19 protein-coding genes are annotated in these 23,679 nt (G+C 44.7%); 17 read left to right on the top strand and 2 right to left on the bottom strand.

What is annotated here, in order from left to right; genetic code table 11:
* Window positions 1-203 precede the first annotated feature (203 nt).
* From SNR28_RS17450 to SNR28_RS17395, 12 genes are all read left to right on the top strand, one after another.
* Window positions 204-1,736, top strand: coding sequence for an ABC transporter ATP-binding protein (locus SNR28_RS17450; protein ID WP_375753937.1), 1,533 nt, complete (start codon window positions 204-206; stop codon window positions 1,734-1,736).
* On the top strand, window positions 1,729-2,877 hold the full coding sequence (locus SNR28_RS17445) for an ABC transporter permease (protein WP_375753936.1): 1,149 nt from the start codon (window positions 1,729-1,731) through the stop codon (window positions 2,875-2,877). The genes SNR28_RS17450 and SNR28_RS17445 overlap by 8 nt, the downstream gene beginning before the upstream one ends.
* Window positions 2,877-3,806 (top strand): ABC transporter permease, encoded by a 930-nt coding sequence (locus SNR28_RS17440; protein ID WP_375753935.1) that lies wholly within the window; start codon window positions 2,877-2,879, stop codon window positions 3,804-3,806. Before SNR28_RS17445 ends, SNR28_RS17440 begins: the two co-directional genes overlap by 1 nt.
* 268 nt (window positions 3,807-4,074) lie before the next feature.
* On the top strand, window positions 4,075-5,151 hold the full coding sequence (locus SNR28_RS17435; protein ID WP_375753934.1) for a BMP family ABC transporter substrate-binding protein: 1,077 nt from the start codon (window positions 4,075-4,077) through the stop codon (window positions 5,149-5,151).
* Window positions 5,152-5,291: 140 nt separating this feature from the next.
* On the top strand, window positions 5,292-6,704 hold the full coding sequence (gene xdhA, locus SNR28_RS17430; RefSeq protein ID WP_375753933.1) for a xanthine dehydrogenase small subunit: 1,413 nt from the start codon (window positions 5,292-5,294) through the stop codon (window positions 6,702-6,704).
* Window positions 6,697-9,078 carry a xanthine dehydrogenase molybdopterin binding subunit gene (gene xdhB / locus SNR28_RS17425; protein WP_375753932.1) on the top strand — a complete coding sequence of 794 codons (2,382 nt, stop codon included), beginning with the start codon at window positions 6,697-6,699 and terminating at the stop codon, window positions 9,076-9,078. The genes xdhA and xdhB overlap by 8 nt, the downstream gene beginning before the upstream one ends.
* Entirely contained in the window at window positions 9,068-9,952 is an 885-nt protein-coding gene (gene xdhC, locus SNR28_RS17420; RefSeq protein WP_375753931.1) for a xanthine dehydrogenase accessory protein XdhC, read from the top strand. The genes xdhB and xdhC overlap by 11 nt, the downstream gene beginning before the upstream one ends.
* Window positions 9,949-10,443, top strand: coding sequence for a 2-oxo-4-hydroxy-4-carboxy-5-ureidoimidazoline decarboxylase (locus SNR28_RS17415; RefSeq protein ID WP_375753930.1), 495 nt, complete (start codon window positions 9,949-9,951; stop codon window positions 10,441-10,443). Before xdhC ends, SNR28_RS17415 begins: the two co-directional genes overlap by 4 nt.
* The gene (gene uraH / locus SNR28_RS17410) at window positions 10,440-10,766 is read left to right on the top strand and encodes a hydroxyisourate hydrolase (protein ID WP_375753929.1); all 327 of its coding nucleotides are present in this window, start codon (window positions 10,440-10,442) and stop codon (window positions 10,764-10,766) included. Before SNR28_RS17415 ends, uraH begins: the two co-directional genes overlap by 4 nt.
* A gap of 1 nt (window position 10,767) precedes the next feature.
* On the top strand, window positions 10,768-12,135 hold the full coding sequence (gene guaD / locus SNR28_RS17405) for a guanine deaminase (RefSeq protein WP_375753928.1): 1,368 nt from the start codon (window positions 10,768-10,770) through the stop codon (window positions 12,133-12,135).
* Window positions 12,081-13,304 (top strand): urate hydroxylase PuuD, encoded by a 1,224-nt coding sequence (locus tag SNR28_RS17400; protein ID WP_375753927.1) that lies wholly within the window; start codon window positions 12,081-12,083, stop codon window positions 13,302-13,304. Before guaD ends, SNR28_RS17400 begins: the two co-directional genes overlap by 55 nt.
* A gap of 197 nt (window positions 13,305-13,501) precedes the next feature.
* Complete coding sequence (locus SNR28_RS17395; RefSeq protein WP_375753926.1) at window positions 13,502-13,723, top strand: hypothetical protein; 222 nt, start codon at window positions 13,502-13,504, stop codon at window positions 13,721-13,723.
* A gap of 68 nt (window positions 13,724-13,791) precedes the next feature.
* Here SNR28_RS17395 and SNR28_RS17390 read toward each other — a convergent pair whose 3' ends face one another.
* Window positions 13,792-15,120 (bottom strand): anaerobic C4-dicarboxylate transporter, encoded by a 1,329-nt coding sequence (locus tag SNR28_RS17390; protein WP_375753925.1) that lies wholly within the window; start codon window positions 15,118-15,120, stop codon window positions 13,792-13,794.
* Window positions 15,121-15,359: 239 nt separating this feature from the next.
* Between SNR28_RS17390 and SNR28_RS17385 the strand changes: the two genes are divergently transcribed.
* The 3 genes from SNR28_RS17385 to SNR28_RS17375 all read left to right on the top strand — a co-directional run bounded on the left by SNR28_RS17385 (window position 15,360) and on the right by SNR28_RS17375 (window position 18,162).
* The gene (locus SNR28_RS17385; protein WP_375753924.1) at window positions 15,360-16,964 is read left to right on the top strand and encodes an ATP-binding protein; all 1,605 of its coding nucleotides are present in this window, start codon (window positions 15,360-15,362) and stop codon (window positions 16,962-16,964) included.
* Complete coding sequence (locus tag SNR28_RS17380) at window positions 16,954-17,634, top strand: response regulator (protein WP_375753923.1); 681 nt, start codon at window positions 16,954-16,956, stop codon at window positions 17,632-17,634. Before SNR28_RS17385 ends, SNR28_RS17380 begins: the two co-directional genes overlap by 11 nt.
* A gap of 75 nt (window positions 17,635-17,709) precedes the next feature.
* Window positions 17,710-18,162, top strand: coding sequence for a dCMP deaminase family protein (locus tag SNR28_RS17375; RefSeq protein WP_375753922.1), 453 nt, complete (start codon window positions 17,710-17,712; stop codon window positions 18,160-18,162).
* 86 nt (window positions 18,163-18,248) lie between these two features.
* On the opposite strand, the gene SNR28_RS17370 is transcribed toward SNR28_RS17375, so the two are convergent.
* Window positions 18,249-21,161, bottom strand: coding sequence for a response regulator (locus tag SNR28_RS17370; protein ID WP_375753921.1), 2,913 nt, complete (start codon window positions 21,159-21,161; stop codon window positions 18,249-18,251).
* A gap of 238 nt (window positions 21,162-21,399) precedes the next feature.
* On the opposite strand from SNR28_RS17370, the gene SNR28_RS17365 reads away from it, so the two are divergent.
* Together SNR28_RS17365 and dbpA are read left to right on the top strand one after the other, a co-directional pair.
* The gene (locus SNR28_RS17365; RefSeq protein ID WP_375753920.1) at window positions 21,400-22,119 is read left to right on the top strand and encodes an SIMPL domain-containing protein; all 720 of its coding nucleotides are present in this window, start codon (window positions 21,400-21,402) and stop codon (window positions 22,117-22,119) included.
* 94 nt (window positions 22,120-22,213) lie between these two features.
* Window positions 22,214-23,599: an ATP-dependent RNA helicase DbpA gene (gene dbpA / locus SNR28_RS17360; protein ID WP_375753919.1), complete on the top strand. Its 1,386-nt coding sequence runs from the start codon at window positions 22,214-22,216 to the stop codon at window positions 23,597-23,599.
* Window positions 23,600-23,679: the final 80 nt, after the last annotated feature.

The following is a 23,679-nucleotide window of genomic DNA, read 5'->3' as shown; positions in this document are numbered from 1 at the left end:
TCTACTGCCGTGTCAAGCACATAAATTTAACATTTCGCGCACCATCATGGTGCCGTTGCACCATATTTATCCGTGCTACAGGCGCAACTTTCCTCGCCAAAATAAGCAGATAGCAAGCACTTCCAATTGTTGAACAGTTGGTCAGGTTATTGCATTAGTAGTTTTTATTACAAGAAGGAATAAAGCAAAGGAATGAGCTCAACATGACAAAACCACCTCTTTTAGAACTCTGGAATGTCAGCAAGATATATCCCGGTGTTATCGCAAATGACAACGTAAACCTGAAGCTAAGCGAGGGAGAAATACTGGCTTTACTCGGTGAGAACGGCGCGGGAAAATCAACACTTGTAAAAATGATTTACGGAGTTAACCACCCGGATAAAGGCGCCATACTTTGGAATAATCGTGAAGTCGATATCCTCTCTCCAAACCAGGCCCGTCACATGGGGATCGGTATGGTGTTCCAACACTTCTCCGTTTTTGAAACCCTCACCGTCAAGGAAAATATTGAACTGGGATTGGATAAATCGTTTGTAGAGCAGCTGGATGACCTACGACAGTCAATCATAGACATCAGTAAAAAGTACGATCTCCACGTGGATCCCGACCGATATGTTCACAGCCTGAGTATCGGTGAAAGACAAAGAGTTGAAATCCTCCGATGCCTGATTCAGGAAGTCAAGTTGCTTATATTGGATGAACCTACTTCTGTCCTGACTCCTCAGGAAGTCTCGGGGCTTTTTCGCGTTCTTAAAAAGTTATCTTCCGAAGGCTGCGCCATCATGTTTATCAGTCACAAGTTAAAAGAAGTTACCGAGTTATGTGACCGCGCAGTGATACTCAGAGGTGGCGTCGTGACGGGTGAATGTACTCCAGCAGAAGAAACACCAGACTCCATCGCCAGAATGATGGTTGGTAGCGACGCGGAACTTTCAGAAAGTTATGTTAAAAAGCTTGGTGAAGAGATTATTTTTGAAACCCATTCTTTATCGCTATCCCCTACTCATCCTTTCGGTTGTGGACTAACCGAAGTCAACTTGCAGTTGCGAGCCGGGGAAATATTGGGGGTAGCGGGTGTGGCTGGCAACGGTCAAGAAGATCTTCTGGAAGCTCTGAGTGGAGAAGATACCAGAGCTGATAACGCAAACATTACTTTCAACGATATTCCGATTGGATCTCTTGATGCAGGACAAAGGCGCAAACTAGGTATGGCCTATGTGCCCGCTGATCGGCTTGGTCAGGGCGCAGTACCTGAAATGAGTCTAAGAGAAAACACACTATTGACCAACTCTGGTTCTCTGGTTCGACATGGATTTATTATGGCAAAAAAATTGTCTGAACTTGCCGACCAGATCATCTCCGACAACAAGGTCAAATGTCACAACCAGTTATCTCAGGCAAAAAGCCTTTCCGGTGGGAATCTGCAGAAATTTATTATCGGTCGAGAGGTTGAGCAAACACCACAAGTGCTTATCTGTGCACATCCAACCTGGGGAGTCGATATCGGTGCAGCCAGTGCAATTCATAGGCAGTTAATCGCACTTCGAGATGCCGGTGCTGCGGTACTCGTTATTTCTGAAGATATCGACGAGTTATTCGTCATATGCGATCGCATCACGGCACTATATGAGGGCCAAGTCGCCCCTATTGTTGAAACAGAAAAAACCAATATCGAGCAAATCGGCAAATGGATTGCCGGAGGATTTGTCGAGCACAAGGAGACCGCCAATGCTTAAAGTCCAACCTAGGATAGAGAGCTCAAAACAGATGGCGTGGCTTTCACCAATAGTTGCGATCATTTTAACCATGATCGTTTCAAGTCTGATGTTTATATCCCTTGATGTAAGCCCTATAAAAGCCTTCGAGGTGTTTATCATTCAGCCAGTAAGCGACGCCTACAACCTGGGTGAGCTTATGGTTAAAGCGACACCACTTCTACTATGCGCTACCGGGCTGGCTCTTTGCTACAGGGCGAATATCTGGAATATAGGCGTGGAAGGCCAACTGTTGGTTGGAGCTGTGGCGGCCAGCGCTATCGCTGTGCAAGCCAACGAAAGCAGCTCTAACTCTATGCTTTACTCAGCTATCCTTGCAGGGGTTTTCGCTGGCATGGCGTGGTCTGCTATTCCGACATTACTGGATAGAGTATTTAATACCAACATCATACTCAGCACCATCATGCTTAACTATATTGGACTATACACGCTGTTATGGGCGGTACATGGTCCTCTTGCTGACCCACAAGGATTCGGATTTCCAGAATCAGTCATGTTCGCAGATTCCGTGTTATTACCCACGATTCAGGATGAAGGACGGGCAACTGTGAGCATCCTTATTGCGGTGTTGTTGGCTATATTTTCTGGTATCGCACTATTCAAAACGCTTCCTGGATTCAAGTTAAGAGCGTACGGAGAAGATCAGGCAGCCGCGAGATATGCTGGGTTTAGCAGTCACAAAGTTGTTTGGGGAGTCATGTTGTTTGCCGGCGCTTTGGCTGGATTTGCGGGAGCTTCCGAAGTGACCGGACCAATAGGTCAATTAATTCCTTCGGTTTCGCCCGGGTATGGCTACGCTGCCATCATTGTGGCTTACCTCGGTAGATTGAACCCCATCGGCATCATCATTTCAGCGCTGTTTATGGGCACACTTTACATGGGAAGTGATCTCGCTCAGATAGAACTCGGATTACCAACAGCCATTACCGGATTGTTTCAGGGAACTCTGCTCTTCTTCCTATTGGCTTGCGATTTCCTCATTTTTTACCAAATAAAAGTGGCACCCAGACGTTCAAGAAAAAAAGCAGAACGGGAGTTTGAAACCCAGAAAGAAAAATCACAAAAAGAAAAACTCGATCAAGCGCCAGAAGGAGTCGCGTAATGGATGCTCTATTAATTCAACAAATACTTATCGCGGCATTAAAAACGGGTACGCCCCTTTTATTGATAGCGCTGGGAGAACTTATTTGCGAAAAATCAGGCGTTTTGAACTTGGGCCAGGAAGGCATGATGCTGATGGGTGCGATGGCAGGTTTTGCGGGTGCATTTTATAGTGGCAGCCTGTTTGTCGGTATCTGTTTTGCGATTATTGCGGGTGTTCTGATGGCTTCGTTATTTGGTGCATTAGCACTCAACCTGAATACCAATCAGGTCGCTACCGGGCTGGCTCTTACTATTTTTGGTACTGGTTTAAGCTCTTTTCTGGGTGGAGACCTTGTTGGCTCTACAATCTCTGGGTTTACACCTATTGAGATCCCCGTTTTAAGCGACATACCCTTTTTAGGGCCACTGCTCTTTAATCAGGACATCTTAGTGTATCTTAGCTTTGTTATCGCTGGTGTTGCCTGGTGGGTAATGCAAAAGACTCGCATCGGCCTCACCATTAGAGCCGTTGGTGAGAATCCACATTCTGCAAACGCACTTGGTATCAAGGTAATAAAAGTTCGCTTTCTGGCGACGATGTTTGGCGGTGCAATGGCAGGTATTGCCGGTGCATACATGTCCTTGGCCTATACCCCAATGTGGATGGAAAATATGACCGCTGGTCGCGGGTGGATTGCCCTTGCTCTGGTTGTCTTTGCATCCTGGCGTATTGGGTATCTGATGTTAGGTGCTTATCTGTTTGGCTTTGCCTCAATACTTCACTTGGTGATGCAAGGCTTTGGATTCGATATTTCACCTAATTTATTGGCGATGACTCCCTATGTCGCGACGATTGCGGTCATGGTGATAATCAGCTCGAACTCTCTAAAACAAAAGCTCGCTACACCGATGAGCCTTTCGAAGCCATTCGATCCAAAAGTCCATTGATATAAAACCCACCATGCATCATAACGGTGCGTTTACATTGTGTTAACGCACCTAATCTGCTCATCTCCTCTCTTCTAACCATCTTCTCTTTGTCACTAACGTCCACATATGACATTTCCTATACCTCTGTAACCCCTGCTAATAAAGGGCTTGCCGCTTACGGCATACATTTTTCAAAAAACACGACCAATTGGTCAGGTTTTTGCAATAACGCTATAGAAGCTTCTCAGCTCAAAGGAAGTATAAGCACAACAATATGGAGATTTTCATGACATTAAAAAGATGGATGGCAACTGCGGGGATTACCGCATCCGCACTGTTTTCAACCGAAGTAATGGCCGACGATCCTATGAAGGTGGGTTTCGTCTATGTTGGTCCGGTAGGCGACCATGGGTGGAGCTATGAGCACGATCAGGGTCGAATTGAAATGGAGCAACACTTTAAAGGAAAAGTGGAAACGACTTTCGTAGAAAATGTACCAGAAGGTGCAGATGCTGAACGTGTGATCACTCAGCTCGCAAAATCAGGTCACGATGTGATATTCACAACTTCTTTTGGTTTTATGAACCCAACGCTTAAAGCCGCGAAACGTTTCCCTAAAGTTAAATTTGAACACGCGACAGGATATAAGCGTTCCAAAAACGTCTCTACCTATATTCTGCGTACCTATGAAGGACGCTATGTTTCGGGTGTAGCCGCTGGCATGGCGACCAAGACCAACACGATTGGATATATTGCCTCGTTCCCGATTCCTGAGGTGATTCGCGATATTAACTCTGTATATCTTGGCGCTAAAAGCGTAAATCCAGATGTGAAAATCAAGATTGTCTGGGTGAATACATGGTACGACCCAGGCAAAGAGTCAGATGCTGCCAACGCCTTAATGGATCAGGGTGTAGATATTATTTTACAGCATACCGATAGTCCTGCTCCTCTAATCGCGGCTGAAAAACGTGGTGTGATGGGAATCGGTCAGGCGTCAGATATGAGCCATTTCGCACCGAACTCGCACATGTTCTCAGTACGTGATGTCTGGTCACCACACTATATCCGCACAGTACAAGAAGTAATGGATAAAAACTGGAAACCAGAAGACTACTGGGGTGGATTTAAAGATGACATTCTTCAAATCGTGTCAGTCAACCCAAGCCTTCCTGAAGATTTGAAAGAGGCGATCACATCAACACACGAAAAAATCAAATCTGGCGCCTTTCATCCCTTTACCGGCCCTCTAAAAGATAACGCTGGTAAAGAAGTGATCGCTGCAGGTCATACAATGACAGATGCAGAGCTGGCCGGTATCAATTGGTACGTAGAAGGCATCGAAGCAACCATTCCAAATTAACGACTAATCATCACGACTCGCTGTGCACTCAACAGCTCAGCGAGTCTTTTTTTAAACCAATACCTGACCACATGGACAAGTTTAATTAACACCTATACTTAAAAGAACGTAACTAACAAATATAATAATAGAGGAAGTAGATGTTAGAACTGATGATCAATGACGAAATAGTAGAAATAGAGCATGCCACGCCCGGCGCAATGCTACTCAACTATTTGCGTGAACAGCAGGGGATGACAGGGACAAAAGAGGGGTGCGCCAGCGGTGATTGCGGTGCATGTACTGTAGTAATGGTGGACACGGATGAGGCCGACACACTTCGTTACCGCCAAATAAACGCCTGCATCACCCCACTGAATGCGCTCCACGGTAAGCAGATTATTACCGTGGAACAATTAAAGAACAGCGCAGAGCTCCACCCTGTCCAAAAAGCCGTAGTAAAAAAACACGGTACTCAATGCGGATTTTGCACTCCGGGCTTTGTTATGTCGCTTTATGCCTTATCTAAGCAAAGCAAAAAACCAGAGAAACCCATCGATTTTCTGGCAGGCAACTTGTGCCGCTGCACAGGGTACGGACCGCTCATTGAAGCGGCAGAAGAACTCGCAGGCATCGAATACTGGGATCCAGCACAACCAGATGAAGAAAAAGTCAAAAACTGGATATCAGGTTGTGACAAGCAAGAAACACTGAACTACCTCAAGCCAACAAACCGCAAAGAGCTGGCTGAGGCCAAAAAATCTATGCCCGACGCCACCATGATCGCAGGCGGTACTGACCTTGCGCTAGAGATAACTCAGCAGCTCAACGATGTAAAACAGCTCATAGATCTTTCCGAAGTACAAGATCTTCTGGAGATCACTAGAACTAAATCAGGTTGGCGACTTGGTGCTTCAGTCCCCTTGTATAAAATCCACGAGTTTATGCGTAAACAGTTCCCTTCGACGGATGAAGTGATTGAACGTCTGGGTAGCCTGACGATTCGAAATCGCGCAACTCTTGGAGGTAGCTTAGGTCACGCCTCACCAATAGGCGATATAGCACCGTTATTAATTAGCCTGAACGGAAAAATAGAGGTGGATAACGGCACAGAAAAACGCCTGTATGCCCCTGAAGACTACATCACGGGTTACCGGGAAACCGTCATCAAACCTGATCAATGGATCAGTGCGGTGCATATTCCACAACTGGCACCCAACCAAAAACACGCCATTTACAAGGTCAGCAAACGTTTCGAAGACGACATCGCGACCGTTGTACTGGCGCTTAACTTCACACTGGGTTCGGATAATCGCGTTAAGCAATGCATTATTTCCGCGGGTGGTATTGCCGCCAAATCGGTTCGTCTTAGCGAGCTTGAAGAGCTAATAGTGGGCCGCCCTTTCACACAATTGTTAGTCAATAAAGTTAAAGCCCACGTACCGAAAATCATCCACCCTCTTTCTGATGTACGTGGTAGCGCGGAATATCGAACCAGGCTCGTTCAAAACCTGATTCAACGCTTTTACTTTGAGTGTAACCAGATAAATACGAGGCTGACTGACAATGCGTAGATTAACTCAGGTAAACCACATTACCTCACAACCAACAGATGTTGATTTCCAGGTTGTTGGTCGTTCACACAAACATGAGAGTGCTGAGAAACAATCAACAGGCGAAGCGCTGTTTCTCGATGACTACCCTGCTCCAAAAGGTTGTCTGCACGGTGCTGTTGTTCTAAGCGACGTTGCAAAAGGTTCGATTCAATCGGTTGACCTTTGCGAAGTGGAAAAGTCAAAAGGGGTAGTAAAAGTCATTGGTTATGACGATATTCCCGGTGAAAAAGACATTGGTCCCATCTTTAAGGGCGATCCACTGTTAGCAGATGGCAACATCAAGTTTCATAAACAACCCATTGTATTGATTCTAGCTAAGACACATCGCCAAGCCTGGCAAGCCGCTAAAAAGGCAACTGTCACCTATACCAATAGTGAAGCAACCTTAGAGTTTGAAGAAGCGAAAGACAAACCACATCTGTTACCACAAAACCAGTTTGGTCGTGAGATTAAACGTTCTGAGTTAGAAACATCCGATGTTCTTATTGAGCAAAAGATGTCGGTTGGTGGTCAGGAACACTTCTATCTAGAGGGTCAAATAAGCCTCGCTGAGCTAACCGAAGATGGCGGTATTTTTCTAAGAACTTCCAGCCAACACCCCACAGAGGTACAAACTCTGGTAGCAGAAGTACTCGATATCCCTTTCAACAAAGTGACTGTCGATATGCGTCGTATGGGTGGTGGTTTTGGAGGTAAAGAGTCACAAGCTGCCCAATGGGCATGTTTGGCTAGTTTAGGCGCAAAGCTCACGGGAAAAGCGGTCAAAATAAGGCTTCCTCGCGCTGTAGATATGTCGATCACAGGTAAGCGTCATCCATTCCACAATCACTACCAGATCGCAGCCACAAGAGACGGTGTTATAGAAAAAGCGGTGATGGAAGTGAATGGCCTTTGCGGTCACTCCCCCGACTTATCCGGAGCCATCGTTGACAGAGCGATGTTCCACAGTGATAACGCCTACTATCTGGGACAGTCGCACATCATCGGTAACCGACTGCAAACGGATACCGTAAGTCATACCGCTTTCCGCGGTTTTGGTGGCCCTCAAGGTATGATCGCAATAGAAAAGGCAATGCAGGATTTAAGTATCCAAACTGGTATCGATTCGCTGGATATAAGGCTGAGAAACCTCTATCGCGAAGGAAAGAATATCACACCCTACGGAATGGAGGTGGAACAGACAGACACCATAAAAGCGGTTATCAAACAAGTTGAAAGCAGTGCGGATTACCGTAAACGCAGAGAAGAAATCAAGCGTTGGAATAAGTCCAATATGGTGCTGAAAAAAGGGTTGGCATTAACACCAGTCAAATTTGGTATCTCCTTTACGGCTACTCACCTCAATCAGGCCGGTGCTTTGGTTCACATCTATACCGATGGCAGTGTTCAAGTTTCCCATGGCGGTACTGAAATGGGCCAGGGATTACACACAAAAGTGCAGCAAATCGTTGCTCAAACCCTCGGTATCCCAATTTCTCTGGTTTTGGTCACTTCTACCCGTACTGACAAGGTTCCAAACACATCACCAACTGCGGCCTCTTCAGGGGCGGATCTGAATGGGATGGCCGCTCATAATGCAGCAAAAACGATTAAGGCGCGTCTTCTTGAGTTCGCCAAAGAGAGCTACGAGCTCGAGGATCTTCCCGAGATTATCGACGGTAAAGTTGCACTTGGCGAAGATGAAATAGACTGGACTGAACTGGTACAAAAAGCTTATCTCTCTCGTGTGTCGTTGTCATCAAGCGGTTTCTATAAAACACCGAAGATCTGGTTTGACATGGAGAAGTCTTGCGGTCGTCCATTCTTCTATTTTTCAATTGGTGCATCTTGCTCGGAAGTCACTATCGATACGCTAACCGGAGAAATGAGAATCGATCGGGTCGATATCCTTCACGATGTTGGTAACAGTCTTAACCCTGCGATAGACATTGGTCAGATAGAGGGCGCATTTATTCAGGGTATGGGTTGGCTAACCACAGAAGAGCTCGTCTGGAACAAGGATGGCGCTCTTCTTAGCAACAGCCCAATGAATTATAAGATTCCAACCATTGGTGATTACCCGAAAGAGATGAACATCGCTCTTTATGATAAAGCTAACCCAGAGCACAGCATTTATCGTTCGAAAGCAGTAGGTGAGCCACCATTTATGCACGCGATTAGTGTCTGGTGTGCCATCTACGATGCCATCGCTTCAATCAGCGACCACAAGATCATCCCTGCTCTACAGGCTCCGGCAACAGGTGAGCAGATTCTCAACGCCTGTGCTGCGCAATTCGATGGCGTTGGGTATACCCGCGCAGAGGATTCTGAGGAGGTTGAAGATGTCATTTAAAACAAGTGAACTGTTCAGCAATCCAAAGCAAGACTGGCTAAGTGCTTGCCAATGGCTGACGCAACAAGGTGAACCTTATTGTATTGCTACTGTTTTAGCTGATGTCGGTTCTGTGCCCCGTTCTGCCGGGAGCAAAATGGTCATTAGCCCGACACATCAGTACGCAACTCTGGGTGGTGGAAACCTGGAGTTTGAAGTGATTAAAAAAGCGCGTGAGGGTCTTAGTCACCCTACCCAAAATGTGTCGGTAGAGAGGTTTTCTCTTGCTGCCGACTTGGGTCAATGTTGCGGTGGTGCTGTACAGGTTCTGTTTGAATACATGCAGACAAACCTGCCACGAGTGGTCATTTTCGGTGCGGGTCATGTTTGCCAATCCCTGACCAGCATACTGAAAGAACTGCCTTGTCATTTGACGGTTGTGGATAATCGTGCTGAGTGGCTGGAACCTTTAAAAGATACCGGCGTCAACACTGTGTTTCATCAGGAACCAGAGTGTGTTTTAGATACGATATCCGAAGCCTCTCATCTGGTTGTCATGACTCAGGATCATGCCCTCGACTACAGGTTGACCCTTAAAGCGCTTGAAAAATCTTGCTTTCCCTTCATTGGCTTAATTGGGTCCGCAGCAAAGAAAAATCGCTTCGAGTTCAGGCTCGAAGAAGAGCTTACTCGCCCTGAATTACTTAACCAACTTACTTGCCCTATTGGCCACTCCGACATTCAAGGCAAGCTTCCAATGCAAGTGGCGGTCTCAATCTCCGCACAGTTAATAGGTTATTTCCAAAACTACGAAGGTAAGTCAGATAACAGTGAAGCTGGATGGATCGCAGCGAACGAGCTTCGCCACTCGATCAACAAGGAGGTTGCGAAATGAATTTAGCTCAAGAGAACGTCATCTGTCTGGATGAACATCAGCTCGCTCAGATCTGTACCAGTCGTAAATGGATCAGATCAATGCAGTTAGAAGCCCCCTTTCACTGTTTTTCCGATTTCTCCAGCTCCGCTGACAAAGCTTTCAGCCAGCTTCAGGAAGACGACTGGCTAGAAGCATTCGCAGGACACCCAATGATTGGAGACATAACTACGCTAAAAGCGAAGTATTCGCAAGGGAAAGCACTGAGCGAATCGGAACAGTCACAAGTGTCTGAAGCATCGGATGACTTACTGAAACAGCTACTCTCAATAAACCACGACTATCTGAAAAAGTATGGGTTCATTTTTATCGTCTGTGCCACAGGGAAATCTGCACAGGAAATGTTGAACATTCTTACCGAGCGCTACCAAAACTCAAGATCAACTGAGTTGGTCAACGCATCAGTAGAACAGAGAAAAATCAGCCAAATTCGAATGGAGGCTTATAAATGAGCAGTCTAAGTTGCCATATTTTGGACACAACACAGGGAACGCCTGCTACTGGTATTCCTGTAGAACTGGTCGATTTTGAGACCAGAGACACAATAGCTAACGGAGAAACTAACGAAGATGGCCGCGTCCGTTTTGACGACACTGAGTTGGTTTACGGTAATTATACTTTAAGGTTCTTAACCAAACCTTATTGTGAAACGACATACGGTAGTGCCTTCTTTCCCCTGGTGGAAGTTCATTTTCATGTCGACGACGAGGTTCGCCACTACCATGTTCCGCTTTTGCTTTCCCCATACTCATATTCAACCTATCGGGGCAGCTAAGATGGACAGACAAGTACACAGAGGAAGCATTCTTCATTTCCCCAAGACCACATCGTCACCAGAGAAACACTACAGCTACTTTAGCGATGGCGTGTTAGTGGTGGAAAACGGAAAAATTGCTCACATAGGTGAGGCTGCGGGTTATTTTAAGCATCCTCACAATCAACAACTTTTAAACTACGGTGGTGTAGAGCAGCACAAAGGCTTACTCATACCAGGAATGATCGACAGCCATGTTCATTTCCCTCAAATCGAAATGATTGCCAGCTACGGAAAGCAACTGCTCGACTGGCTTAATGAGTATACTTTCCCGACTGAAAAACAGTTCGCCAGTGAAGAGTACGCCAACGTTCAGGCTGAGTTTTTTGTCAATCAGTTGATGGCTCATGGCACAACAACCGCGAGCGTTTTTGCAACGGTACACCCTCAGTCCGTTGATGCCTTTTTTAAGGCTTCAGAAACGATCAATGCAAGAATGATTTGCGGCAAGGTGCTGATGGACCGCTTTTGTCCTGACTACCTTCGTGACACTCCTGAGTCTGGCTACAGAGAAAGTAAAGCGCTAATCGAAAAGTGGCACAACAGTGGTCGGGCGATGTATGCCGTTACACCGAGATTTGCTCCTACCAGCACACCTGAGCAACTTGCTCTGGCAGGTCAGTTAGCGAATGAACACCCGGATACCTTTATTCAGACTCATCTGAGTGAAAACCTTGGGGAAGTTGAATGGATTAAAGAACTCTATCCTAATAGCCCCGATTATCTGGGTGTCTATGAGCAGAACAACCTTGTACGTGAACGTGCGCTGTATGGACACGCCATTCATCTGGAAGAAAGAGAGTACAAAGTTCTCTCATCCAGTGGTGCAACTATTAGCTTCTGCCCTTCTTCGAATTTATTTTTAGGCAGTGGCCTATTCAACTACGCGAAAGCTAAAGATCATGGGATCAATCTCTCTCTGGCCAGTGATGTAGGTGCCGGGACAAGTCTGAGCCTGTTTGCTAATCAGGCGGACGCCTACAAAATTTGTCAGTTGCAAGATATCAGCCTCGATCCTTTTGAATCTTTATATCTGTGCACTCAAGGTGCTGCCGCCTCAATGGGTATCGAACATCTGGTAGGAAACCTTAATCCGGGTACCGAGGCCGATTTTGTCGAACTGGATTTTATGGCGTCACCCATCCTTCAACAGCGTTTACTCCGCTGTAAAACTCTCAAAGAGCAACTTTTTGCTATCTCAACACTCAGCGATGATCGTGCGATTGAACGCACCTATGTCAATGGAAGACTCGTTTACTCAAAGGAAGTTAAAGTATGTGGCCACACCTCTACGAATGGATTGCGTTATTTATCAAATGGTTCCATGTAATTTGTGGAATCGCGTGGATTGGTGCCAGTTTCTACTTTACATGGTTAGATAATAGCTTAGAGACACCGCCAAAATGGAAAAAAGATAAGGGTATTAAAGGAGATTTGTGGGCCGTTCACGGAGGAGGATTTTACGAAGTTGCCAAGTATCAGGTAGGCCCTGAAAAAATGCCTGAAAAATTACACTGGTTCAAATGGGAAGCTTATGCAACCTGGATTACCGGTACCGTTTTACTTGTCTGGATGTATTACTTCAATGCTCAGGCCTACCTGATTGATCCGAGAATAATGGCACTCACCACACCACAGGCTATCGGCATTGGTATTGGCGGGGTTGCCTTTGGTGTTGTAGCGTATGAACTGCTATTGCGTTCTCCGATTGCACAATCCAAATGGCTGTTTGTTGCATCGTTTGTCTTGGTTGGCGCTCTGTTCTTCTACGGTTTCACTCAAACTTTTAGTGGTCGTGGCGCATTCATCCATATGGGCGTGTTGATAGGGTCAATCATGGTCAACAATGTCTGGCACAAGATAATTCCGGGACAGCGGAAATTGGTCGCACAAGTTGCAGCAGGAGAAACCATAGATCCTGCTCCAGGACTAGAGGCTAAAAGACGTTCAACGCACAATAACTACTTTACGCTGCCAATTGTCTTCTTAATGATCAGCAATCATTATCCAATGATCTATCAACACGCGCACAGCTGGTTAGTTGCTATGTTAGTGATGGTTATCAGTGCCTGGATTAGACATTACTTCAATCTAAAACACTCAGGGCAAAAAAGTCTGTCTCTATTAGTGTCTGGTTGTGTCGCTATGTTTGTTTTAGCCGGTGTTGTTAGTTGGTCGTCAACCCTGGAGAAACCAATCATCACTAAACCAGATGTCAGTCAGAGCAAGCTAAGCGAACCCGCCCACAGTAACGACGGACAGATGGTAGTGACCGATATCATTAATAGACGGTGTGTCACTTGTCATAGCCTTTCACCTAGTGACGATGTCTTTACTGTTGCCCCTAGCGGTGCAGTCTTCGATACCTGGGAAGATATTCAACGTTGGGCACCAAGAATACTGGCACGCTCCGTCGAGAGTACCGATATGCCGTTCTTAAACAAGACCGAAATGACAGATGATGAGAGGACCATACTAAAAAAACATTTAGGTAAGTAATCACTTCCAGCCCTTCTATATTGAAGGGCTATTACATTGTTTATTTTTAAATCAATCCTGAGCATTTACACCTCCGATCACATTCAAATACCCCTTTAGTAGTAGATAAATCAAATATGAGTGCTATATTATATGAAACACATTGATAACAATGTCGGTTTATAAAAAACAAAACTAGATCTCATAAGAGGCAGAAAATGGCTAGAAAATTTACGCGAATAGAATTTGAAGATGACTATGCTGTCGTTATCACCAACTTCCTAAATGGAGGAGGTTATCTTGTAAAAGGTAACCAACTATCAGGAATTGGTACCTATACGGGTTTTAAAGGCTTAATGCATAACGAAGTAGTTAATAAAGTGATAGAGCGTGTTGGTAAACATGCCAGAAGACGACTCACTCACACGATTAGTGCTTAACAAGATTCAACTAAATACAAGAAGGTCGCAATTTGCGACCTTCTTTTTATTTGGTGCCCTGTTTCTGATTAGCCCAGAATAGCCTGACCTAACAGATAACCAATAATACAAGCTGATACAACACCAATTATACCCACCGACATAAACGAGTGGTTGAAGTACCACTTACCTATCTTAGTCGTACCCGATGAGTCGAAGTTCACTGTTGCGATATCCGAAGGATAGTTCGGGATAAAGAAGTAACCGTAAACTGCTGGCATAATACCGATTAGCAGTGCTGGGTCTAAGCCAAGACCGATACCAACAGGTAACATCATTCGAGCTGTCGCTGCCTGGGAGTTCACCACTACAGAGACAATAAATAGCGCAAACGCGAATGACCAAGGGTAGTCAGTTACCATGCCGATAATGCCTTCTTTAAACTCAGGAAGCGCATACTTAAAGTAAGTATCCGACATCCAGGCGATACCGAAGATAGCAATCGCAGCAACCATACCCGACTTAAACACAACACCGTCTGGCACTTTGCGTGGATCGGTTTTGGTTACCAGCAAAATCACACCACCAAATGCCAACATCATCATTTGAATGATAACTGACATCTTAATAGGCTTACCGCCATCAACAATTGTTCTCAGTTCAGGCAGCATTGCAACCGCTACGATAACAAGCAACGCAGTGATAAAGATAAGTACCGAGTTACGTGCAGAAGAAGGAAGTACTTCGTCCAAAGTGGTGTTTGTCGTCTCCAGGATCTTCTCTCGCCACATTGGATCTTTCAGGCGACGCTGATACTCAGGATCATCGTTAAGCTCTTTACCACGACGCACACTGTATAGTGCCATCAGGAAAGTACCTGCTAATGTCGAAGGCACTGTCACCATTAAAATAGAAACTAAGGTAATTTCCGTCTGAATATTAGAAAGCTGTGCAAGGTAGTACACCACTGCCGCAGATATCGGTGATGCAGTTATCGCAATCTGAGAAGCCACAGAGGCAGCAGCCATCGGACGTTCAGGACGAATACCATTCTTCAGCGCAACATCGCCAATAATTGGCATAATCGAATATACAGCGTGTCCCGTACCTAACATGAATGTCATGGTATAAGTAACAAAAGGAGCAATTAAAGTGACGTTCTTAGGATTCTTACGCAGTATTCTTTCTGCAACCTGAAGCATAAACTTCAAACCACCAGCCGCTTCCAGTATGGAAGCACAAGTCACGACGGCAAGAATAATTAGCATCACCGTAACTGGTGGTGATGTTGGAGGCATTCTGAAGATGAATACTTCGACGACCAGACCTATGCCAGAAACGACACCAAGTCCGATACCTCCGTAACGGGAGCCCATATACAACATGAGCAAGAGGAACAGAAACTCAAGATACAACATGTTTAGTCCTTAAAGGTTATTTTCACTGCCTGCAGTCTAACAACTCTTAAAACCACGATATTTGAGTGGGCATTCAATGTAACTAATTGATGCTTTTGTAACTTTTGTAAACGACAAAAACGATAAATCTGTCAAATAGATAAACATCTGACGAAAAACAACTTTTCTCTACTCAAGCAAAGATATACTTTCATCCATCTACCGTACCTATGATATTTATTGGCTATTTAAGGGTCAGAATGAAACTGAAGAGCTATCTGGCGATATCGACTATCGCGACCTCCTCAACAATCGGTATTATCGTGACCTCTGCGATACTGATCATGCTTAAAGCTTCGCATACCAACGAGTTTGAAGCGCGTGGTCTGGAACTGGCCCGAGTGCTGGCTCATAACCCGGTTGTAATCAGTGCCGTTGATGCGAAAAATAGTGGAGAACCGTACGATTTACAGGAATATGTAGAAGATATAAGAAAGAGTACCGACGCCTCTTATATTGTGGTCGTAGACAAGAACGCGCTTCGCCTCACACACCCCAAACCAGACCGGCTTGGTAAGCACTTTGTCGGTGAGGATATATTTCCGGCTTTAACCGAAGGGAAAGAGTACAGCAGCCTGGATACTGGCTCGTTGGGACAAGCTATACGTAGCTTCTCCCCTATTCGCCTGAACGGAGAGGTCATTGGCGCGATATGTATCGGTTACTTGTCTTCAAAAACAGCCAGCATTCTCCTGCAAGAGTTTAGCGAAATAGGCCTGTTAATTGTTGTGGTTTACTTGTTAGGTGTAGGCACCATTATCGCGTTCCTATACAAGCTAAAAAGAACCTTCTTAGATTATGAGCCAGAATACATCGTCAACAAGTTCCGTGAACATGAGATGGTTTTTGACAGCATCCGGGATGCAATGATCGCAGTTGATCAAAACATGAACATCACCACCATCAATAATACTGCGGTAAAACTTCTGTCACTGTCTACGTCCGACAAAAATGATTATCTCAATCACCCGTTAGCCTACTACTCTTCACCGCTTAGCCACCTGGTACTTGCCAATCAAACCCACTTTCATCAGGGCGTTTTTAACATTGGTAAACTGCAATATCAGGCAAATATCTACCCGATTAATACATCCAAAGGCTCTCTTGGTCACGCCATTGTATTCTTCCCGGATTTAGACAAGAACGAACTGGAACGCGAAGTGAGCTATTTAAAGAGTTACTCAGAAATACTAAGAAGCAAAACCCATGAGTATTCAAATAAGCTAAATGTAATATCCGGGCTGCTCCAGACGAAAAACTACAATGATGCCATCGAATATGTGCAACAGGAGACCGACCGATATCAGCGCGTGCTTGGCAGCATAGTCATGTCAGTATCCGATAGCGCAATTGCCAGCTTACTTTTAGCCAAATTCAACAGAGCCTCAGATATCGGAGTGAAATACAATCTGGATGCGGATAGCAGTTTGTCCAGCTATAAAAAGAACACATCTGAAAAATTGGTAACCATGATTGGGAATCTATTGGATAACGCACTTCTTGCAGCGTGGCAGAATCGTGACAATGTATCTCCTGAGTTATCGGTGTATTTAAGTGACAGAAGCAGCCACCTGATCATTGAAATAGAAGATAGCGGTGCTGGCATCTCAGAAGAAATCGCGGATCAGATTCTTGAGTTCGGAGTCAGCTCTAAGGCTGACACAGAACAAAATGGCATTGGCCTTTATCTGGTAAAACAACTGGTGGATTACTTCAACGGAAGTATCGACTGGGAAAGAACAGAAAACCAAACCACCCTGTTTAGCATCTATTTAGACAAGAGCTCCGTAGAAAATGATGAATAAACACACTGTAATGATTTTAGAAGACGATGTAAGAGCGAGTTACACGCTTGAGTCTACAATCAATCAGCATCCAAATTTCGAAGTTGTCGCCATCAGTGAAAACTGCGCTGAAGCACTACTTCAGTTCAAGCTTTATCAGCCTAACCTGGTTTTTGTGGATATCACTCTGCCAGACGGAAGTGGGCTGGATGTTATCAGAGAGCTTAGAGAGCAAAGTGCACATTGCGATTTCATCATGACCACTGCGGAGCGTGACAGCTTAGTAATAGAAAAGGCGGTTCATTTAGGTGTGTTGGATTATTTGGTGAAACCAATAAGAATGTCCAGAGTACAGCATGCACTGGACGATTTTCATCAATATCGTACTCAGCTTGGTACCTCTCACCGAGTGGATCAGGGTGAAATTGACCAGATTTTAAGAAAATCACCGAGGAAAACCACTCGTCAGACACCAAAAGGGATCGATGCTACGACTCTGGAAACCCTTAAAAATGTTCTCAAGGAAGAAAAGCTATCTCACTTCTCGGCTCACGATATTGGTGAAAAGATGAATGTCAGCAGAGTAACCGCAAGACGATATCTGGAATTTCTTGAATCAGAAGGCTTTATACAGCTTGCGCTTAATTACAACACCGGAGGCCGTCCAAAAAGGCTTTATCACGTTCTGTAGCAAATATTTCTGTCGAATTTGAGCTGAATAATTTACGATAGGCCGTAGAACAACGTTTCCCGGAGGAAAGAGTACATGATTTCTAAGTGGGCCCACCGTTTTTACCAAATGGCAGAACTTGTAGGTTCCTGGAGTAAAGACCCATCAACACAAGTTGGTGCCGTCATTACCAAGCAAAATCGAATCGTCTCAGTTGGCTTTAATGGCTACCCTCATGGCATCTCAGATAGTGCGATGACGGATGAACGAGAAATGAAATATCTTAAAACTCTACATGCGGAAGAAAATGCCATTCTTTTCGCTAAAAGAGACCTGAATGGCTGTGATATTTGGGTAACCCATTTTCCTTGTCCAAACTGCGCTGCAAAAATAATCCAAACCGGTATTGCTGCAGTACATTGCCCAGAGCAAGAGCCCGATTTTCTCTCTCGCTGGGGTGACAAAATTCAAATCAGTCAGGACATGTTTCTTCAAGCAGGGGTGAAGGTAAACTGGCTTCCACTGGAAGATCTGAACAGCGACGATTAATCAATCGTTTCTCAATAAGTAAATGATTCCAAAATAAAAAACGGAGGTTCTGGCCTCCGTTTTTATTTAACCGCACATCTGAATCACTATGCTGGTTCAGGTATTTCCAGTTGAGTTTTAAAGTGGCTCAGCGATGCAATCGCTTTATCAAATTCGTAAATCTCCAGACATGACTTTGTTTTGTTCAGAGCGCTTTGCAATCGAGTTTTATTAAGCAGCATGTTTAGCTCGTCAATCAGATTAAGCGCTTCGGTATCGTAGGCTTCCAGCAATATTTCCAGCTTTTCTACTAACACTGTCACTCGGTCCATATCTACTGGAGCATAACGTTGACGTGAGCCGCTTCTTGCCTCGGCTATTATTGTTAATCGTTCAGTGAGTTCTCTCACCACAGGTTTGAGGGCCACGACTAAGTTTTCGATTGGCAATTGATCGTAAGCGGCGTTGTTTTTAATCGCTTGCTCTAACTCCAGCGCTGCGTTCTGCACTTCTGCCGCACCAATTGAACCAGCTGTACTTTTGAGCGTATGCGCCATTCTCTCAGCATCCGCAATGCTGCTTTCCCACGCAAGAGCGAACTTCTTCTCGAAGCCTTTATTGTTTTCCACAAAGTGCTCAAGCAAACGCAGGTACAATTTCGTATTTTCCTGAGCGTGTTTAAGCCCTAAAACAGTATCTAAGGTGGATAGTGAAGCTATCAGCTCATCACCTCCTGCTTCTGTTTTGTTTTCAATCTGAGCCGTTACGGAGTTCCTAACTTCTCTAGGCGCAATCCACTTGGCCATGGTAGTAAACATATCTTCAATATCGATAGGTTTAGAAATATGGTCGTTCATACCCGCTCCGATGACCATTTCCTTATCACCAGCCATTGCATTTGCGGTCATCGCCAGAATAGGTAGTTTAGCGAACTCTGGCTGTTTTCTGATTTCCCGTGTTGCCTGATAGCCATCCATAATCGGCATCTGGCAGTCCATCAACACACCATCAAACTGCTCTTCGCTAAGTTTATTTAGTGCCTCCTGGCCATTTTCTGCCAAGGTAATATGCATATCCAAACCTGACAGCAACTCCATCGCCAACTCTTGGTTGATAATGTTATCTTCAACCAAAAGAATTGAAGCACCTCTCACCTTCTCTTTTGCTCTTTCCAGAGCTTGGCTTCGGTTCTGTTTCTGTGCGGTAGGTATGGCGACTCGTTTGCCAATACTTTTGAGTATTGCGTTGTAAACACCCGATGGCGTAACAGGTTTTACTAACACGTTTGAAATACCGCTGGCAGAAACGTCTTCTAATACCACGTCCTGAGTATAACTGTTCGTCATAATCACTTTAGGTTTGACCCCAATGATGGTGTTAGACATTAAGTTCTCTGCTATCGCAGTACCACTCAATCCAGGCATATCGCCATCGACAATCGCGATATCAAAGTTTCTTGCTGATCTAACGCTATTATTCTGTTCTAAGACAGAAACCACTCTCTCTCCGCTGTCTACTTCTGTAATGGAGAAATTGAAATTAGAGAGCATGCGACAAAGAATCTCGCGCGCGTGTGCGTTATCATCTGCCACCAGAATTCTTAACTCACCCGCACTTTCAAACATGGTTTGTGGCAGTTCAGACTGGCGCTTTTGTTTGTGCAACTTCACTGTGAAATAGAAAGTTGTTCCCTTACCAGCTTCACTCTCGCACCAGATTTCACCATCCATGATCTCCACAAGATTTTTAGAAATCGTCAGACCTAAACCAGTCCCCCCATATTTTCTTGTCGTTGATGTATCAGCCTGGCTAAAGGATTGGAAGAGTTTGCTTTGCTGCTCTTCTGTCATGCCAATACCGGTATCAGAAATAGAGAAGAGCAAGCTTATTTCATCATCTGTACCTTCGGTAGGCACTTCCTCCACTTTTATCGTTACATCACCACCTTCTTCGGTAAACTTAACGGCGTTGTTTCCGAGGTTAACAAGGATCTGATTCAGTCTAAGAGGATCACCAATCAAATATGTTGGTAAAGTCGGTTGAACATCAAAGCCCAACTCTAAGGATTTTTGCTCCGCTTTCATCGCGATAACACTGCTCAACTCATCCATCACTTCTTCAAGTTTGAAGTCAACCAGTTCAATCTCCATCTTGCCTGCTTCTATCTTCGAGAAATCAAGAATATCGTTGATGATAGTCATCAATGATTCGGCACTATGATGGAGCTTTTCGATGTAGTTTCTTTGTCGCGGATTCAGTTCTGTATCAAGCGCCAGCTGGCTCATACCGATTATGGCGTTCATCGGTGTACGAATTTCGTGGCTCATATTAGCGATAAAGTCTGATTTTGCCTCGTTTGCGCAATCCGCCTCTTTCCTGGCATTATCAAGGCTTACCACCAGTTCCTGCATTTCCTGCTGGGTGGTACGTATATTTCTTGATAAGAAGATAACAATAATGACAAAAACGACCGCTCCACCAAGAAAATAGACTGTGGCCTGATTGTATTGGGTTATCTCGTTGTTGTACTCCCCGCTATACTTTGCTATCAGCTTGCCGGTAAGCATTCCTGTCTCTATGACCCGATGAAGTGCTTGCTGTTCTTCGTCTGCGCTTATAAAACCTATTTGTGAAAGCTCAGCATACTCTGTGAAATCGTGTTTGTGGTTTTTAAGGGCTTCAATTAGCTTGTTTAAGTGGTCATCGGCTTTAAGCGCACCTGATTCAACCAACTCAGTAACCTGGTTTTCAACACCATTGATTGCATCAAGTGCTCTGGAAGCATCCTCTGCCTCTCCGGTACGTACAAAGTACTCGCCTTTCGCTTTGCCAAAATCAAACTGATGAATCAAATGGTTAACAGCAACATATCGATTTACCACTTTAAAATACGCGGTTGACCAAAATACACCAGCAACAAAAAAAGTGACAATAAATATAGAAAGAAGCCAGGTGAGGATTCTGCCCTGAGAAAAGAGATCCTTCTGCTTTTTGGCTGCGGTTTTTGTGCAGGTTATCATTGAACTTACCAACTCGTTTTTATAAAAGCCTTTGCGAATATTTCTTATGCAAATACGTTACGTGACATCCATTCCATATTAACATGTGTCTTATTCGTATGAGGTTCATTTCTTGTCAAATTAGCTCATTTACATCTTTTTACCTAATCACCCGAACAGGTGGTTAAGTTTAATAATTTGAACCAAACTGGAAGATATCTATCTTACTTACATAAAAAGAAGTTCAAGGATAATAAAAATGAAAAAAGAGTCGTTTTCTGGTTCTGCAGTACTAGGCGTTTTCATCTGTTTGGGTTTGGCCATCTTGGGTTATCTGCTAGCCGCTGCTGCCATCGAGTATAAAATGTATGAACGTACGGTTTCGGTCAAAGGATTATCTGAACAAGAGTATTCCGCTGATGTCGCCATCTGGCCAATTAGATTCAATGTTGCTGATAATGATCTTTCGACGCTTTATAACAACATTGACAAGCAGTCAGAAAGCATCACAAGCTATCTGATCAAACACGGCATTTCAGCCGATGAAATAACCCTCTCCTCACCCTCTATTGTGGATAAATCAGCGCAGCAATATGGTGGTGATAGCCAGGCAAGATTCCGCTATACCGCTTTTCAAACCGTCACCGTGTATTCTTCAGATATTGAGACTGTACGGAAAGTCATGGGAACACTATCCGAGCTAGGCAAAAAAGGGATTGTATTTACGGATGGTGGATACGATGGCCAGACAGAATACCTGTTCACCAGGCTAAATGAAATAAAGCCTGACATGATTGAAGAAGCGACTAAAAACGCCAGGGCTGTAGCAGAAAAATTCGCGAAAGACTCTAAAAGTAAGCTGGGTAAGATTAAGAAAGCGTATCAAGGTCAGTTTAGTATTCGGCCAAGGGACAGAAATAACCCACACATAAAGAAAGTTCGGGTGGTTACGACAGTAGAGTACTACCTTTCGGATTAATCCTCCTTCTAGGCGAGTTTCGGTTGTACTCTTACACCGAAACCGCTATCTTGCACCGCTAATTTGTAATCTCTAAATCATTAAGGATTTTCCTTTGAGCCAGACCGCCTTTTCACAGCTTCCACTCTCAGCTGCACTTTTACAAAATCTGGAGTCTATGGGTTATACCGATATGACCCCTATTCAGCAGCAATCGCTGCCATTAATGCTATCAGGCAAAGATGTGATTGGTCAGGGAAAAACTGGCTCAGGTAAAACGGCCGCATTTGGTTTAAGCCTGCTTACGAATCTCGATGTTAAGCGTTTTCGGGTGCAGTCCCTTGTATTGTGCCCAACTCGAGAGCTGGCGGACCAGGTAGCTAAAGAGATCCGTAAGCTTGCCCGTACGGTACATAACATCAAAGTGCTTACCTTGTGTGGCGGTATGCCAATGGGCCCACAAATCGGCTCTTTGGAGCACGGTGCTCATATCCTTGTCGGTACACCGGGGAGAATCTTAGACCACCTTGTTAAAGGACGTATTGACCTTTCAGAGCTCAACACGCTGGTTTTGGATGAAGCTGATCGAATGCTTGAAATGGGCTTTCAGGAAGCACTGGATACGATCATTGACCATGCGCCGTCGAAACGTCAGACATTACTCTTTAGCGCAACATTCCCAGAGCAAATTCAATCAATTGCTAACCGAATCATGGTTGAACCAGAACTTGTAAAAGTGGAATCAACCCATAGCGGTAACAGCATCAAGCAGCTTTTCTTTAAGGTTGAAAATAATGAAGAGCGTTTACAAGCAGTAAAAAAACTGCTGTTGCAATATCAGGCAGAATCCACCGTTATCTTCTGTAACACAAAGCGCGAAGTACAAGACGTTGCTGAAGAACTATACCGCGATGGGTTTGATGTTATTGATCTGCACGGTGATCTGGAACAAAAAGACCGAGACCAGTCACTCACTCAGTTTGCTAATAAAAGTATTTCGGTATTGATAGCAACAGATGTCGCAGCCAGAGGGTTAGATGTCGACAACTTAGATATGGTGATCAACTATCAGCTATCAAGAGATCCTGAAGTACACGTACACAGAATTGGCCGAACTGGACGCGCTGGTAACAATGGACTCGCTTGCAGTCTGTTCAGTGACAAAGAGATGTATCGCGTTACGATGATTGATGAGTTCATGGACATGCCAATTGAGCCTGTCGAACTACCAGGTGACGATGTGCTGTCCAAGCCTGCATTCGAAGCTAAGATGCAAACCATTGAAATTGCAGGCGGGAAAAAACAGAAAGTTCGTGCTGGTGATATTCTGGGTGCGTTAACCGGAAAGAACGGCATAGATGGCAAGAAAGTAGGCAAGATTTCGTTATTTGCTATGCGCTCCTATGTCGCTGTTGACAAATCCGTTGCTAAAAAAGCACTTAAAACCATTGAACATGGCAAGCTTAAAGGTCGTAAATTTAAGGCTCGATTACTAAAATAAGAACCAAACCATTACCAAACTATTACCAAGCTAGTATCAAATTAAGGGAGCATTTCAGCTCCCTTCTCTTTGCCCTCAAT

The organism is Vibrio iocasae (genome assembly GCF_042245395.1).
Classification (GTDB): Bacteria; Pseudomonadota; Gammaproteobacteria; order Enterobacterales; family Vibrionaceae; genus Vibrio; species Vibrio iocasae.
The sequence above is the reverse complement of the archived record's forward strand: the minus strand, read 5'-3'. Positions and strand labels throughout refer to the sequence as shown.

Coding starts and splice junctions, on each gene's coding strand:
- SNR28_RS17450 (WP_375753937.1), top strand. CDS start 204: ATGACAAAACCACCTCTTTTAGAACTCTGGAATGTCAGCAAGATATAT.
- SNR28_RS17445 (WP_375753936.1), top strand. CDS start 1,729: ATGCTTAAAGTCCAACCTAGGATAGAGAGCTCAAAACAGATGGCGTGG.
- SNR28_RS17440 (WP_375753935.1), top strand. CDS start 2,877: ATGGATGCTCTATTAATTCAACAAATACTTATCGCGGCATTAAAAACG.
- SNR28_RS17435 (WP_375753934.1), top strand. CDS start 4,075: ATGACATTAAAAAGATGGATGGCAACTGCGGGGATTACCGCATCCGCA.
- xdhA (WP_375753933.1), top strand. CDS start 5,292: ATGTTAGAACTGATGATCAATGACGAAATAGTAGAAATAGAGCATGCC.
- xdhB (WP_375753932.1), top strand. CDS start 6,697: ATGCGTAGATTAACTCAGGTAAACCACATTACCTCACAACCAACAGAT.
- xdhC (WP_375753931.1), top strand. CDS start 9,068: ATGTCATTTAAAACAAGTGAACTGTTCAGCAATCCAAAGCAAGACTGG.
- SNR28_RS17415 (WP_375753930.1), top strand. CDS start 9,949: ATGAATTTAGCTCAAGAGAACGTCATCTGTCTGGATGAACATCAGCTC.
- uraH (WP_375753929.1), top strand. CDS start 10,440: ATGAGCAGTCTAAGTTGCCATATTTTGGACACAACACAGGGAACGCCT.
- guaD (WP_375753928.1), top strand. CDS start 10,768: ATGGACAGACAAGTACACAGAGGAAGCATTCTTCATTTCCCCAAGACC.
- SNR28_RS17400 (WP_375753927.1), top strand. CDS start 12,081: ATGTGGCCACACCTCTACGAATGGATTGCGTTATTTATCAAATGGTTC.
- SNR28_RS17395 (WP_375753926.1), top strand. CDS start 13,502: ATGGCTAGAAAATTTACGCGAATAGAATTTGAAGATGACTATGCTGTC.
- SNR28_RS17390 (WP_375753925.1), bottom strand. CDS start 15,120: ATGTTGTATCTTGAGTTTCTGTTCCTCTTGCTCATGTTGTATATGGGC.
- SNR28_RS17385 (WP_375753924.1), top strand. CDS start 15,360: ATGAAACTGAAGAGCTATCTGGCGATATCGACTATCGCGACCTCCTCA.
- SNR28_RS17380 (WP_375753923.1), top strand. CDS start 16,954: ATGATGAATAAACACACTGTAATGATTTTAGAAGACGATGTAAGAGCG.
- SNR28_RS17375 (WP_375753922.1), top strand. CDS start 17,710: ATGATTTCTAAGTGGGCCCACCGTTTTTACCAAATGGCAGAACTTGTA.
- SNR28_RS17370 (WP_375753921.1), bottom strand. CDS start 21,161: ATGATAACCTGCACAAAAACCGCAGCCAAAAAGCAGAAGGATCTCTTT.
- SNR28_RS17365 (WP_375753920.1), top strand. CDS start 21,400: ATGAAAAAAGAGTCGTTTTCTGGTTCTGCAGTACTAGGCGTTTTCATC.